The organism is Aromatoleum sp. (assembly GCF_032027225.1).
Lineage (GTDB): Bacteria > Pseudomonadota > Gammaproteobacteria > Burkholderiales > Rhodocyclaceae > Aromatoleum.
On record NZ_JAVSMM010000005.1, the window covers coordinates 215,628 to 229,161 of the forward strand.

General features: G+C 62.5%; 11 protein-coding genes. 2 read left to right on the plus strand and 9 right to left on the minus strand.

The genetic code is table 11. The features are described from left to right. Positions 1–4: 4 nt before the first annotated feature. The 8 genes from ROZ37_RS08460 to ROZ37_RS08495 form a co-directional block, all read right to left on the minus strand. Positions 5–868: an ABC transporter permease subunit gene (locus tag ROZ37_RS08460; RefSeq protein ID WP_312658862.1), complete on the minus strand. Its 864-nt coding sequence runs from the start codon at positions 866–868 to the stop codon at positions 5–7. Then, on the minus strand, positions 858–1,643 hold the full coding sequence (locus ROZ37_RS08465) for an ABC transporter ATP-binding protein (RefSeq protein ID WP_312658863.1): 786 nt from the start codon (positions 1,641–1,643) through the stop codon (positions 858–860). Before ROZ37_RS08465 ends, ROZ37_RS08460 begins: the two co-directional genes overlap by 11 nt. Further along, on the minus strand, positions 1,643–2,653 hold the full coding sequence (locus tag ROZ37_RS08470) for an ABC transporter substrate-binding protein (RefSeq protein ID WP_312658864.1): 1,011 nt from the start codon (positions 2,651–2,653) through the stop codon (positions 1,643–1,645). Before ROZ37_RS08470 ends, ROZ37_RS08465 begins: the two co-directional genes overlap by 1 nt. A 514-nt stretch (positions 2,654–3,167) precedes the next feature. Beyond that, positions 3,168–3,851: an alpha/beta hydrolase gene (locus tag ROZ37_RS08475; RefSeq protein WP_312658865.1), complete on the minus strand. Its 684-nt coding sequence runs from the start codon at positions 3,849–3,851 to the stop codon at positions 3,168–3,170. Positions 3,852–3,878: 27 nt separating this feature from the next. Beyond that, positions 3,879–4,886 carry a sulfate ABC transporter substrate-binding protein gene (locus ROZ37_RS08480; protein WP_312658866.1) on the minus strand — a complete coding sequence of 336 codons (1,008 nt, stop codon included), beginning with the start codon at positions 4,884–4,886 and terminating at the stop codon, positions 3,879–3,881. A gap of 164 nt (positions 4,887–5,050) precedes the next feature. After that, positions 5,051–6,403: a GTPase HflX gene (gene hflX, locus ROZ37_RS08485; protein ID WP_312658867.1), complete on the minus strand. Its 1,353-nt coding sequence runs from the start codon at positions 6,401–6,403 to the stop codon at positions 5,051–5,053. A 214-nt stretch (positions 6,404–6,617) separates the two neighbouring features. Further along, on the minus strand, positions 6,618–8,555 hold the full coding sequence (locus ROZ37_RS08490) for an ATP-binding cassette domain-containing protein (RefSeq protein WP_312658868.1): 1,938 nt from the start codon (positions 8,553–8,555) through the stop codon (positions 6,618–6,620). 265 nt (positions 8,556–8,820) lie between these two features. After that, positions 8,821–11,040, minus strand: coding sequence for an OsmC domain/YcaO domain-containing protein (locus ROZ37_RS08495; RefSeq protein ID WP_312658869.1), 2,220 nt, complete (start codon positions 11,038–11,040; stop codon positions 8,821–8,823). 245 nt (positions 11,041–11,285) lie between these two features. Between ROZ37_RS08495 and ROZ37_RS08500 the strand changes: the two genes are divergently transcribed. Together ROZ37_RS08500 and ROZ37_RS08505 are read left to right on the plus strand one after the other, a co-directional pair. After that, entirely contained in the window at positions 11,286–11,792 is a 507-nt protein-coding gene (locus tag ROZ37_RS08500; protein ID WP_312658870.1) for a PepSY domain-containing protein, read from the plus strand. A gap of 67 nt (positions 11,793–11,859) precedes the next feature. Further along, complete coding sequence (locus tag ROZ37_RS08505; RefSeq protein ID WP_312658871.1) at positions 11,860–13,179, plus strand: ferric reductase-like transmembrane domain-containing protein; 1,320 nt, start codon at positions 11,860–11,862, stop codon at positions 13,177–13,179. Positions 13,180–13,307: 128 nt separating this feature from the next. On the opposite strand, the gene ROZ37_RS08510 is transcribed toward ROZ37_RS08505, so the two are convergent. Then, on the minus strand, positions 13,308–13,534 hold a 227-nt coding region (locus ROZ37_RS08510; protein ID WP_312658872.1), incomplete at its 5' end, for a hypothetical protein.

Consider the following 13,534-nt stretch of genomic DNA (forward strand, 5'->3'; position numbering starts at 1 on the left):
CGCCTCAGCCCTGCATGCCCCAGCGGCGGACGGTGCGGGACTCGATGGTTCGGAACACCAGGTTCTCGACCGCAAGGCCGATCAGGATCACGGTCAGCAACCCGGCGAAGACCGACGGAATCTCCAGCTGATTCTTCTTTTCGTAGATGAACCAGCCGAGACCGCCGGACCCCGAGCTGACGCCGAAGACGAGTTCGGCGGCGATCAGCGTGCGCCACGCGAAAGCCCAGCCGTTCTTCAGCCCGGAGAGCACCGACGGAAACGCCGCGGGGACGAGGATCCGGATTACGTACCCCGGCCCGGACAGGCCGTAATTACGCCCGACCATTCGCAAGGTCGGCGACACCGCCTTGAAGCCCGAATGCATCGACAGCGAGACCGGCCACACCACCGAATGCACGAGCACGAAGACGAGGCTGCCGTCGCCGAGCCCGAACCACAGCAGCGCGAGCGGCAGCAATGCGATCGCCGGCAGCGGACTGAACATCGCCGTCAGCGTCTCCAGCAGGTCGCCGCCGAGGCGCGATCCGGCCGCGAACCCGCTCAGCAGCGCCGCGAGCACGATGCCGGCCGCGTAGCCGACGAGCAGGATCTTCAGCGAGAATGCCGCCCGCATTACGAGCACGCCGGAGGTGAGCCCGTCCCACCACGCTTGCAGCGTCGCCGAAAAACCCGGAAACAGCAGCGGGTTGCCGACGTTCGCGGCATACACCTGCCACACCGCCGCGACCGCCGCGAGCAGCAGCAGCTTTCGCAGCGCCGGAATGTTGTAGAGCTTTTCGCCGAGACCGAGCGGTCGTTCGACCTGTTCGGGGCAAGACAAGGACTGGCGCAAAGCCAGCGGGACTACGGCTTCCTTAACCGACATTCAAGGCCTCCTCGCGCTCGACGGAAGGTTCGAAAAGCTGACGATGGATGCGCTCGGACAGCCGCTCGCCCGCGCCGTCAATCCGGTCGCCGCCATCGCTCGCAACGAGATCCCGTACCCGTCCGGGATGCGCGGACAGCAGCAGGATCCTGTTGCCGAGCTTGACCGCCTCGGGAATCGAGTGCGTGACGAACAGGACCGTGAAGCGCGCGTCGTCCCACAGACGCAACAGCTCGTCCTGCATCTGCTGTCGCGTCAGCGCATCGAGCGCGGCGAAGGGCTCGTCCATCAGCAGGATCGCCGGCTCCATCGCCATGCCGCGCGCAATCGCGACGCGCTGCTTCATGCCGCCCGAAAGCGTGTGTGGATAGCTGTCGGCGAACTGGGCGAGCCCCACTTTCGCGATGTAATGCAGCGCCCGCTCCTCGGCAGCCTTGCCCGCGAGCGTGCCGCTCGTCGTCAGCGCGAAGCTCACGTTCTCCTTCACCGTCTTCCACGGCAGGAGCTGATCGAACTCCTGGAACACCATGACCCGGTCCGAGCCCGGCTCGTCTATGCGACGACCATTGAGCCGGATCTCGCCCTCGACCGGCGCGACGTAGCCCGCCACGGCCTTGAGCAAGGTCGACTTGCCGCAACCCGACGGACCGAGGAGAACAAAACGCTCGCCTGCGCGCACTTGAAAACTCACTCGCTGCGTCGCGACGACGAGGCGTTCGTCGGTCTTGTATTGCAGCGTCACATTGCGGACTTCAAGCAGGTGGTCGCTCATCATCAGCTTCCCGCAAGGTGATGGATGTCGGCAAAGAACAGGTCTTTCCAGCTCGTGGGCTTTTGCTTGATGCTGCCGATCCGGAACATGAAATCGGCGTAGCGCGTGATGTTCTTCGGCGTTCGCGTGAATTCGACCTGGGGATCATCGAGAATCGCCAGAATGTCTTCCACCGTGTCCTTGTCCTTCGAATACCGGAGATAGAATTCCGCCGCGGCTTTCTTGTCGCTATTAATGAAGGCAATCGCCTCCTCCAGGGCAGCCAGAAACGCTTTGTACGTCTTAGGATTCTCGTCGCGGAATTTCGCGGTCGTGTAGACGACGTTCAACGTCGTCGATCCGCCGAGCACGTCGTAAGAATTGAGCACCGTGCGGATGTCGCGATTTTCCAATTGCTGATACTGGAACGGCGGCGTCGTGAAATGCGCGGAAATCTCGCCCCTGCCCGAAAGCAGCGCGGCCTGCGCATCCGGATGCGCGAGCGTGACCGTATTCGCATCGAGCTTGTTGTGATTGCCTTCGCCATAAAGCTTCTCGGCCGCCATTTGCAGCGTCACCGCCTGAATCGACACCTTCACGGCCGGCAGCGCGATCCTGTCCTTCTCCGTGAAATCCTTGATCGAATGCACATCCGGATTGCGCGTATTGAGCAACATCGGCATCGAACCCGTCGCCGAAACGAGCCGGACTTCGGACGGCGTGCCCCTCGTCTTCGCCCACAAGGTCGTCGCCGGCGCAACCCCGGCCGCAGCGAAATCGAGGCTGCCGGACAACAGCGCATCGTTCATCACATTGCCGCCCGCGAACTTGCTCCAGCACACCCTGATATCACCGAGCCCTTCCGCGGCGGCGTGCTTTTCGATCAAGCGTTTGTGCTCGACCACCATCAAAGGCAGATAGCTGATGCCGTATTGCTGCGCAAGTCGCAATTCGGCTTTTTCGGCATGAACAACCGAACCGGCGCTCAACAGCGCAAGGGCCGCAATAAATCGGGAAAAACTTTTGAGGGACATGCTCGGGCTCCTGGTCTATTCGCAGATCGTCAATTCATACTCGATAATCAAATCTCGAAGGAAATGCTAACGAGGCCGGCTTCAATTCCCAACCACGTATTCCTGATTTCCTTATAAGAAATCTGGAAACTTCAATGCGCTTGAGTTTTATCGGCGAATTGACCCGGCGGCCGCGAGCGACATAGACGGCGCGCCTTGCCGTCGTTTACGCGAATTCCTCTGACCGCTCGGCGCGCCGGCCGGAATTCCGCAAAGGAGATTTTTTTGCTCGAAGAGATGCGTACCGAATGAATCCCTTCAGGGATGAACAGCGACCGCGTGAAACGAAAAGGGGCAAGCGCAGCGACCGGCCCCCGAATGTCGCGCACCCGCCGGCGTACGCTTAATGGCGGAGCATCGGCCGCATCACAGCGCAAGGTCCGTAAAAAAACCGCCCGAAGGCGGTCACGTGGGCGAACAGGATTAGCGCCTTTGTGCGATGAGCATGACGCGAAAGCGCAGCAGGTCGCGCGCGCTACGCACCGCCCCGGTTCCGGTATTCGAGGATGGACCGCGTGTGGTGCCGGAGCCGGGCGAGAGCGCCTTGGCGGCCCTTGTGTCGCCCGCGCTCCGTGCCGATCACGCCGAGCGGCAGATCCTCGTGCGCCCGGCGCATGCTCAGCAGCAGTTCGAGCCCTTCCGGCCACGGGCCGAAGCCCGAGTCGGGGTTGATGTGACCCGCGCGCCCCGCGTTGATCAGGCGGCTGCCCCATCGGTCGGCCCAGTACGCGGCGACGGTAAATTTCGCCCACGGGTCGTCGGTGCTCGCGACGACGGCGCACGGAAAGCCGAGGGCTCTCTCGGGAAGACAGCCCGCGACATCCTTGCCGGCCGGCGCCTCGCCGCCGGCTAGTCCGAACGGCCCGAACCGCGCCGGATCCGCCGGCGCGACGAGCAGCGCGCCCGCGACTTTCTCTGGCCGGTCGGCTGCCGCGACCACGCTCGCGAGGCAGCCGAAACTGTGCGCGACGAGCCAGACCGCACCGCCCGCCGCATCGATCTCGCGCCTGACTTCCGCCGCCCAACGCGCGAGGACGGGCGCCTCCCAGTCGATGCCGGCCACGCGTCGGGCGTCCGGCAGCTGGCGCTCGACCCAGCTCTGCCAGTGGTCCGGCCCGCTGCCGTGAAAACCGGGAACGATCAGGGTCGTGTAACGCATCGCGCACCTCACCGGCGTCTCGCCGCCCTACTTCGTGAAGATCTGATCGAACACCCCGCCATCCGCGAAATGAGTCTTCTGCGCCTTTTGCCAGCCGCCCAGGTCGTCGATCGTGAAGGTCTTCACTTTCGGGAAACGCGCGACGTCCTTCGGATCTGCGAGCTCGGGCTTCACCGGCCGGTAGTAATGCGCCGCCGCGATTCTTTGCCCGACCGGGGAATACAGATAGTCGAGATAGGCCTTCGCGACCTCGGTCGTACCGCGCTTCTTCGCGACCCCGTCGACCAACGTCACCGGGGGCTCCGCAAGAATCGACACGGACGGCACGACGATTTCGAACTTGTCGGCGCCGAGCTCGTTAACCGACAGGAGGGCTTCGTTCTCCCACGCCAGCAGCACGTCGCCGAGCCCGCGCTGCACGAAAGTGTTCGTCGCGCCGCGCGCGCCCGAATCGAGCACCGGAACATGCTTGAAGATCTCAGCGATGAACGCGCGCGCCTTCGCTTCGTCGCCGCCCGGCTTCTTCAACGCGTAGCCATACGCGGCGAGGTAATTCCAGCGCGCACCGCCCGACGTCTTCGGATTCGGCGTGATGATCTGGACGCCAGGCTTGACGAGGTCATCCCAATCCTTGATTCCCTTCGGATTGCCCTTGCGCACCAGGAACACGATCGTCGAGGTATACGGCGAGCTGTTGTGCGGCAGACGCTTCTGCCAGTCGGCCGGAATCTTCCCGGTCTTCTCGCCGATCGCATCGATATCGTAAGCGAGCGCCAACGTCACCACATCGGCCTCCAACCCGTCGATCACCGCCCGCGCCTGCTTCCCTGCCCCGCCATGCGACTGTTTGACCGTGACCTCCTCCCCGGTCGTCGCCTTCCAGTGTTTCGCGAACTCACGGTTGAAGGACTGATATAGCTCGCGCGTCGGGTCGTACGATACGTTGAGCAAGGTCGTTTCGGCGTGCGCGGCGGCTACGCCCCCCACGATAAGCGCCGCGGCGAGAAGCGCGCGGCGAAGGCTCTTGAATTCCATCGAAAATCTCCCTGAATTTCTGTAAATGAACAGCGGACAGGGAGGAATCTACCGACCGGGATCGGGAGCCGGAACGAAGAAAAACTGGATTGCTTATTCGCGGCGGCGGAGGCGCCGAATGCGAGGCGGCGTCGAAAGAAAGCGCATTACGCGAGCAATCGAATTCACGGCTTCAGGCCGAGTCGTGCGCGCAGCCCATTCACGGCGTCGACTTCGCCGCGGACCCGGAAAAAGGCGCCCTCGTCGTCTGCCCGCTCTTCCAACACCTCGCAGCTCACGTAGATTTCGCCGCGCAGCTGCTGTGCGGACCAGGGAAGAAACAGCTCGGCCTCGACGAGATCCTTCTGGAAAAACTTGACGATCGTCCGGTGCAGACGCGCGACCTCGTCCGGACGGCGGGCGCTCATCACGATGCAGTCGGGGTACTGAGCGCGCAACGCTGCTGCGCGCTCGGCTTGCGCCGCTGCATCGCCGACGTGGTCGATCTTGTTGAAGACGCGCAGCCGCGGCACCGCATCCGCCCCGATTTCCTCCAGCACCTGGTCGGTGACCTGCAGCTGGCGCTCGAAGCCGGGATCGCTCGCGTCGATGACGTGAAGCAGCAGGGACGCATCGAGCGCCTCGTCGAGCGTCGATTTGAACGAGGCGACGAGTCCGTGCGGCAGGTTCTTGATGAAACCGACGGTGTCGCTCACCAGCACCCGCGGCACGCTTTGCGGATGAAGGGTGCGCACGGTCGTGTCGAGGGTGGCGAAGAGCTTGTTGGCAACCAGCACCTCGCTGCCGGTGAGCGCGCGCATCAGCGTCGACTTGCCCGCATTCGTGTAGCCGACGAGCGCCACGCAGGCGAGCCCCTGGCGCCCCTGCCGGCGCGCGCGCTGCGTCTTGCGCTCGGCATCCATCGCGATGATTTCCAGCTGCAGTTCGGCGATCCGATCGCGGATCTTGCGGCGGTCCATCTCGGTGTGCGACTCGCCGGCACCCCGGCCGCCGACGCCGCTGCGCTGCCGCCCCTGCGGACCGGCAAGCTTCGCCGCCTCGCGCAGGCGCGGCGCCATGTAGCCGAGGCGGGCAATCTCCACCTGCGCGCGGGCGGCGCGCGAGCGGGCGTTGCGATGGAAGATCTCGAGGATGACCATGGTCCGGTCCATCACCTCGCGGCCGACGGCCTTTTCGAGGTTGCGCGCCTGCGACGGTGAGATCTCGTGGTCGACCAGGACGACATCGATCCCGCGCGGATGGGAGGCGGCGGAGCGCGCCCCGCCTTCCGCCATCGCGGGCGCGGAGTCGCTGTCGATGAAGCAGCGGATCTCATCGAGCTTGCCGACCCCCACATAAGCGGCCGTATCGAAGCCCGCGCGCTTCTGGACAAAGGTGTGAGCGACCAGATAGCCGAGGGTTTTTGCCAGCTCGCGCAACTCGGTGAGCGATGCCTCGAATTCGACGTCGCTCACGCTCGGCAGCTGCACGGCCACGACGGCCGCATACCTGGGCTTTTCGTTAACTTCTCTATCCATTCCGGACTGTTTCTCTTCAGTGTGCCAACGAGGCACGAATCATTCGGTGGGGACGAAACCACGGGACGAGCGCTCGGCCGGTGGGCACGGGACACGGGCGGCCAGATCGAACGCGTTTGCAGCTCGTGACCGGATCGGTGAGCCGGTCGACCCCGCGTTCCACCACGATCGCGCGCGCCTCGAACCTCGTTGCCGGTAGGGCCCATCGCCCTCGTCAAGCGGCCGCTTCGATCTGCTCGGACAGTGCCAGCCAGTTTTCCTCGTGCGCGGCGAGTTCCGCTTCGATGCCGCTCAGTTGCTTGCCGAGCTCGCCGATTTCGTGCGGCGGCAAGGGCGTCGCGAGGCGCGCTTCGAGGCCATGCTTTCGGGTCTGCAGGTCGAGCATCGTCTGTTCGAGCCTGCCGAGATCGCGCTTGAGCGCCTTCAGATTGCCCGGGATTTTCTTGTCGACGACCGGCGGTGGCGGGGCCTGCGTCGCGACTTCGGGGTCGGGTGCTTTCAGCGATTTCTTCAGGCTTTCGCGGGCGCGCTTGGCTTCGTCGAGGAGGTAGCGCTGGTAGTCGTCGAGATCGCCGTCAAAAGGCTCGACGCCGCCGCGCGAGACCAGCCAGAACTCGTCGCAGACCGAACGCAGCAGCGCACGATCGTGACTGACCAGCATCAGCGTGCCCTCGAACTCGTTGAGCGCCACTGCGAGCGCCTCGCGCGTCGCGAGGTCGAGGTGGTTGGTCGGCTCGTCGAGCAGCAACAGGTTCGGCCGCTGGAAGACGAGCATGCACAGCACGAGGCGCGCCTTCTCGCCGCCGCTCATCGTGCCGACCGCCTGCTTGACCATGTCGCCGCTGAAATTGAAGGTGCCGAGAAAGGTGCGCAGATCCTGCTCGCGCCCGCTCTGCCCCGGCGGCAGATTGTCCCGGGCCAGGCGAACCATGTGCTCGAGCGGATTGTCCTGCGGGCGCAGCACGTCGAGCTCCTGCTGCGCGAAGTAGCCGATTTTGAGCCCCTTGCCTTCGAGCATGGTGCCGGCGAGCGGCGCGAGGTCGCGCGCGACCGTCTTGACCAGCGTCGACTTGCCTTGCCCGTTTGCCCCGAGGATGCCGATGCGCTGCCCGGCCATCACCGACTTGCTGACGTCGCGCACGATCATGGTGGCCGGCGTTCCCGGTGGCGACCCTTCGAGCGGCGGGTAGCCGAAACTCGCCCCGTCGATGGTCAGCATCGGATTGGGCAGGCTCGCCGGCTCCTTGAATTCGAAGGTGAAGTCGGCACTCGCCAGCACCGGCGCGAGCTTCTCCATGCGGTCGAGCGCCTTGACGCGGCTCTGCGCCTGCTTGGCCTTGCTCGCCTTGGCCTTGAAGCGGGCGATGAATTTCTGCAGGTGGGCGATCTTGTCCTGCTGCTTGGCGAAGGCGGCCTGCTGCAGCTCCATCTGCTCGGCGCGCATGTCCTCGAACTTGCTGTAGTTGCCGCCGTAGCGCACGAGCTTGGCGTTGTCGATGTGCAGCGTCACGGTCGTAATCGCATCGAGGAACTCGCGGTCGTGGCTGATCACGACCATTGTCCCGGTATAGCGCTGCAGCCAGGCTTCGAGCCAGACCAGCGCGTCCAGATCGAGGTGGTTGGTCGGCTCGTCGAGCAGCAGCAGGTCCGACGGGCACATCAGCGCGCGCGCAAGTTGCAGACGCATGCGCCAGCCGCCCGAGAAGCTGTTCACGGGATTGCACAGCTCGGTCGTCCTGAAGCCGAGACCGAGGATCAGCGCCTGGGCGCGCGCCTGCGCATCATGCGCACCGGCGTCGTGCAGCGCCATGTAGGCGTACGCCATGCGCTCGCCGTCACCGCTCGCTTCGGCCGCATGCACCTCCTTCTGCGCGTCGAGCAGGGCGGTGTCGCCCTCGATGACGAAGTCGGTCGCCGACAGGTCGGTCTCCGGCATGTCCTGCGCCACCTGCGCCATCCGCCACTGCGAAGGGATGCTGAAATCCCCGGCGTCTTCTTCCAGCGTGCCGTTGAGCAAGGCGAACAGCGTGGATTTGCCGGCGCCGTTACGGCCGACCAGACCGACTTTCTCGCCGGGATTGAGGGTGACCGAAGCGTTGTCGAGCAGCACCTTGGCGCTGCGACGCAAGGTGACGTTCTTGAGGGTGATCATGCGGGAGAGGCTCCAACGGTTACTCCCGCGACGGCATGCAGCAGGAAGACCCGCGCATTATGGCGCACTGCGGTGCCGGCTCGAACGATGCCGCAAAGTTCGGGAAGTAACGGACCGATGGCGTGGGAAGACGCTCACCTTTGAGGGAGACCGCGGTGGTTCGCGCTATGGGAGGCTCCTCCAAGCGGCTGCGGACGTCGGCCTCGCACGTAGCAGCTGCCGAAGCGCGCGGGGAGCCACCCGGTCTCTCTTGTGCTTGATCCGGTTATGACTCGTAACCCTGACTGAATGAAGCCGCCGCATTGGCCCGCCCCACGTGCAGTTTTCTGTAGCTGTCGATGAGGCGCTGATGCCTGTCGAGTCCCTCCAGTTTCATGCTCGTCGGCGTCAAGCCGAAAAACCGCACGCTGCCGTCCACTGACCCCATCACCGCGTCCATCCGCGCGTCGCCGAACATCCTGCGGAAATTAACCACGTAATCGTCCAGCTCCAGAGCGTCGTCCAGCAGTACCTCCAGCACCACATTCAAGGCCTGATAAAACAACCCACGCTCGACCGTGTTCTCGTTGTACTGCAGGAAGGTTCCGACCAATTCATGCGCCGCTTCAAATTGCTGCAAGGCGAGATGTATCAGCAGCTTCAACTCCAGAATCGTCAGCTGACCCCAGGGCGTGTTCTCGTCGAATTCGATGCCGATCAACGTGATGATGTCGGTGTAGCCATCCAGCTCGCTGTCCTCCAAACGTTGAAGCAGAGCTTTCAGGCTGGCATCGTCCAGGCGATGCAAATTCAATATGTCGGTACGAAACAGCAGCGCTTTGTTGGTGTTATCCCAGATCAAATCCTCAACCGGATAAATTTCAGAATAACCCGGCACCAGAATGCGGCAGGCCGTCGCGCCGAGCTGGTCATACACCGCCATGTACACTTCCTTGCCCATCTCCTCGAGAATGCCGAACAAGACTGCGGCCTCCTCGGAATTGGAGTTCTCCCCCTGACCCGAAAAATCCCACTCGACAAAATCGAAATCGGCTTTTGCGCTGAAAAAACGCCAGGACACCACGCCGCTCGAATCGATAAAGTGCTCAACAAAGTTATTCGGCTCAGTTACGGCGTTGCTTTCAAAGGTAGGCCGAGGCAAATCGTTCAAGCCCTCAAAACTGCGCCCCTGCAGCAACTCGGTAAGACTGCGTTCGAGCGCCACCTCGAAGCTCGGGTGCGCCCCGAACGAGGCAAACACACCGCCCGTACGCGGGTTCATCAAGGTGACGCACATCACTGGAAAATTCCCCCCCAGCGACGCATCCTTCACCAGCACCGGAAAGCCCTGTTCTTCCAGGCCCTGGATCCCGGCCAGAATGCCGGGGTATTTCGCCAGCACCTCGTGCGGCACATCGGGCAGGGCGATTTCGCCTTCGAGAATTTCGCGCTTTACCGCACGCTCCAGGATTTCCGACAGGCATTGCACCTGCGCTTCGACCAGCGTGTTACCGGCGCTCATGCCGTTGCTGAGGAAGAGGTTATCGATCAGGTTGGACGGGAAATACACCACCTTGCCGTCCGAGTGCCGCACATACGGCAGCGAACAGATACCGCGCTCCACATTGCCGGCATTGGTGTCGACCAGATGCGAGCCGCGCAACTCGCCATTAGGGTTGTAAATTTGCAGGCAGTATTCGTCGAGTATTTCCACCGGCAACGCATCGTTAGGGCCGGGTTGGAACCAACGCTCATTCGGGTAATGCACAAACGCGGCGTTGGCGATGTCATCCCCCCAAAACTGATCGTTGTAGAAATGATTGCAATTCAAACGTTCGATGAATTCCCCCAACGCCGACGCCAACGCGCTTTCTTTGGTAGATCCCTTGCCATTGGTAAAGCACATCGGCGAGTGCGCGTCGCGGATATGCAGTGACCACACATTGGGAACCAGGTTGCGCCACGAAGCGATTTCAATCTTGATGCCCAGATTCGCCAACACCCCCGACATGTTGGCGATGGTTTGCTCCAGCGGCAGATCCTTGCCAGCAATATAGGTGCTTGCGTCAGAACCCGGATTTAGCGCCAGCAAGGCCTGAGCATCCGAATCCAGATTCTCAACTTCCTCAATCACAAATTCAGGCCCGGTTTGCACCACCCTCTTCACTGTGCAACGCTCGACGGAACGCAGAATGCCCTGACGGTCTGCGGCAGAGATGCCCTCCGGCAACTCGACCTGGATCTTGAAGATCTGCTTGTAGCGGTTCTCCGGATCGACAATATTGTTCTGCGACAGACGGATGTTTTCGGTAGAAATATTGCGAGTATCGCAGTACAACTTCACGAAATAAGCCGCACACAACGCCGACGAAGCCAGAAAGTAATCGAACGGGCCCGGCGCCGAACCATCGCCCTTATAGCGGATAGGCTGATCGGCCACCACCGTGAAGTCATCGAATTTTGCTTCAAGACGAAGCTTGTCGAGAAAGTTGACTTTAATTTCCATGTGCGAATTCCAAACTAACGTTCAAAGTGATTTGCCCGCTATTATCCGTTTTTCTAGTGGGAATCGCGTGCTTCTCAGCAGTTCGAGATCGGCGGTGTTGGTGCCCCCCGCAATCGGCGCGGTGGGCCTCGATTCCCCTTGCTGACACGACAGGAACGTTCAGCCCGCATTCAGTTCGCTCCGTTCAGGATAGCGCCACGGTCATCGAAAAGTGGCCACAGCCAAAATGAACTGGAGAAATCAACATGCGCACGAATAAATTCATGGTCACCCTCACCCTAAGCGCCGGTTTGCTCGCCGGAGGAGCCATCGCATCGGCGTTCGCCGCGGGCAATGCGACCGGCCATAGCGCCGTGCAGTGGCTGACACCCCACGAAGTCCAACTGAAGGTCGAAGCCCTGGGCTACCGCGATCTCACAAAACTGGAACGCGAGAACGACAAGTACGAGATCAAGGCGACCAATGCGGACGGTCGCTTGGTGGCGATCGACGTCGATCCCGTTACGGGGGCCGTCCTCAAGACCGACGTGAAGCGTGACAACGACACCGCCGCCGGTCCGACCACGGGATTAACCCTGCATCAGGCCCAGGTCAAGGTCGAAGCGATGGGGTATCGCGACCTCAAGGAGATCGAGCGCGACGGTGACAAGTTCGAGGTGACGGCCACCGATCGGGACGGACGATTGGTCGAACTCGATCTCGCCCCCTTCACCGGCGAGGTCATCAAGACCGAGGTCAAGCGCAACAACTGAGCTTCTACCCGAGGGGCGCCGCCCACGCCGGCGCCCCTGCCGTCATCCTGCCTGTAGAGGGTTTCCGATGGTCTTCTTCCTCTCCGCATTCATAGCCCTTCTCACCTTCGCCTGGGGCCTCGCCGCGAGTGTCGACGGCGGCGGCAGCGCGTCGCTACCGTGGCTGATCCGCGAACAGGCGCTCTATCTCAGCGGTGTGCTGGGCATAGGCCTGATGTCGCTGGCCATGGCATTGGCCACGCGGCCGACGGCGCTCGAGCGCGCGCTCGGCGGGATGGATCGCATTTTTCACCTGCACAAGTGGGCCGGCATTCTCGCCGCAGTCTTCGCGGCGCTGCACTGGCTCATCGAGATGTCCGACGACCTGCTCGAATCCGTATTTGGCGAGGCCGGCCAGGTCCCCGAGGCGCATTTTGGCGCGTTACTGGAAAACCTGCGTGATGCCGGCGAGGAATTGGGCGAATTCGCGATCTACTTCGTCCTGGGAATGGTCATCCTGAGCCTGTGGAAGCGCTTCCCGTACAAGTTCTGGCGCCATCTCCATCGCGCAATGCCGGTGCTGTACCTGCTGCTCGCGTTCCACGCCGCGGTGCTCGCGCCGCCGGAATACTGGAACAAGGCGGTCGGATGGTTGATGGCGGCCCTGCTCGCGGCCGGCACCGCAGCATCGATTCTGGCGCTGACCGGACGGATCGGCCGTGATCGGCGCGCGAGGGGCGTGGTTGCGTCCGTCTCGTCTCCGGCTCCCGACATCACTGAGGTGACCTGTCGTCTCGACGCCGGATGGAACGGTCATCGTGCGGGCCAGTTCGCCTTCGTCGGTTTCGACCGCTTCGAAGGAGCGCATCCCTTCACCATTGCCAGCGCCGACCGCGGCGACCAGACCGTAACCTTCCAGATCAAGGCGCTGGGCGACTACACGCGTCGTCTGGCAACACGTATCGCGGTCGGGCAGCCTGTCACCGTCGAAGGGCCATACGGACGTTTCCTCCTCGAGCGCCATAATCGGAACGCGCGCCAGATCTGGATCGCCGGCGGGATCGGCATCACGCCTTTCCTGTCGTGGCTGGATGCGCTGCACGCCGCCCCCGACTCGGCACCGCAAGTGGAGCTTCACTACAGCACGCGCAACGCCTCGCGCGATCCCTTCGTCGAACGGCTGCAGCGACTGTGCGGGAGACTCCCGATGGTCCAGCTTCATATCCACGATGCATCGCTCGGGGCGACCCTGACATCGGAGCAATTGGCCGCGTCACAGCCGAAAGGGGGGCGCACCGAAGTGTGGTTCTGCGGACCGAGACAATTTGGTGATCAGCTGGCGGCTGGGCTGGCCTCGATCTGGGGCAGGCGCCTGAGATTCCGTCGGGAGGTCTTCGAGATGCGATAACGGTTAAGGATGGGCGGCCCAACCTTATTGATTAATAACTGTCTTCTTATTCTTAGTGTTCAAGGGAGCATTATGAGCAGCGAAAGAACTGGGGCCGAAGTGCAAAAGCTCAAGACCCTGCTTCAATATCAGGACAAAGCAGTCGTGAGCCGAATGCTCGTAAAGAATTCCGCGGGCAATGTGACGCTGTTCGCCTTTGACGGAAATGAGGGTCTTAGCAGGGTGTTGAAAATTCCGCCTTCACCTTCGGTTTCCGGCCGCCTGGAAAAAAATCGATGCTGAAAAGATCCGACCTGAGCCGCCCTGATGACGATTCCAGCTGCTTTTTCAGCCGATTGTGCAACGGCAATTGGGC

Excerpts from the sequence above, each read along its gene's own strand:
- ROZ37_RS08460 (WP_312658862.1), bottom strand. The coding sequence starts at position 868 with ATGTCGGTTAAGGAAGCCGTAGTCCCGCTGGCTTTGCGCCAGTCCTTG.
- ROZ37_RS08465 (WP_312658863.1), bottom strand. The coding sequence starts at position 1,643 with ATGATGAGCGACCACCTGCTTGAAGTCCGCAATGTGACGCTGCAATAC.
- ROZ37_RS08470 (WP_312658864.1), bottom strand. The coding sequence starts at position 2,653 with ATGTCCCTCAAAAGTTTTTCCCGATTTATTGCGGCCCTTGCGCTGTTG.
- ROZ37_RS08475 (WP_312658865.1), bottom strand. The coding sequence starts at position 3,851 with ATGCGTTACACGACCCTGATCGTTCCCGGTTTTCACGGCAGCGGGCCG.
- ROZ37_RS08480 (WP_312658866.1), bottom strand. The coding sequence starts at position 4,886 with ATGGAATTCAAGAGCCTTCGCCGCGCGCTTCTCGCCGCGGCGCTTATC.
- hflX (WP_312658867.1), bottom strand. The coding sequence starts at position 6,403 with ATGGATAGAGAAGTTAACGAAAAGCCCAGGTATGCGGCCGTCGTGGCC.
- ROZ37_RS08490 (WP_312658868.1), bottom strand. The coding sequence starts at position 8,555 with ATGATCACCCTCAAGAACGTCACCTTGCGTCGCAGCGCCAAGGTGCTG.
- ROZ37_RS08495 (WP_312658869.1), bottom strand. The coding sequence starts at position 11,040 with ATGGAAATTAAAGTCAACTTTCTCGACAAGCTTCGTCTTGAAGCAAAA.
- ROZ37_RS08500 (WP_312658870.1), top strand. The coding sequence starts at position 11,286 with ATGCGCACGAATAAATTCATGGTCACCCTCACCCTAAGCGCCGGTTTG.
- ROZ37_RS08505 (WP_312658871.1), top strand. The coding sequence starts at position 11,860 with ATGGTCTTCTTCCTCTCCGCATTCATAGCCCTTCTCACCTTCGCCTGG.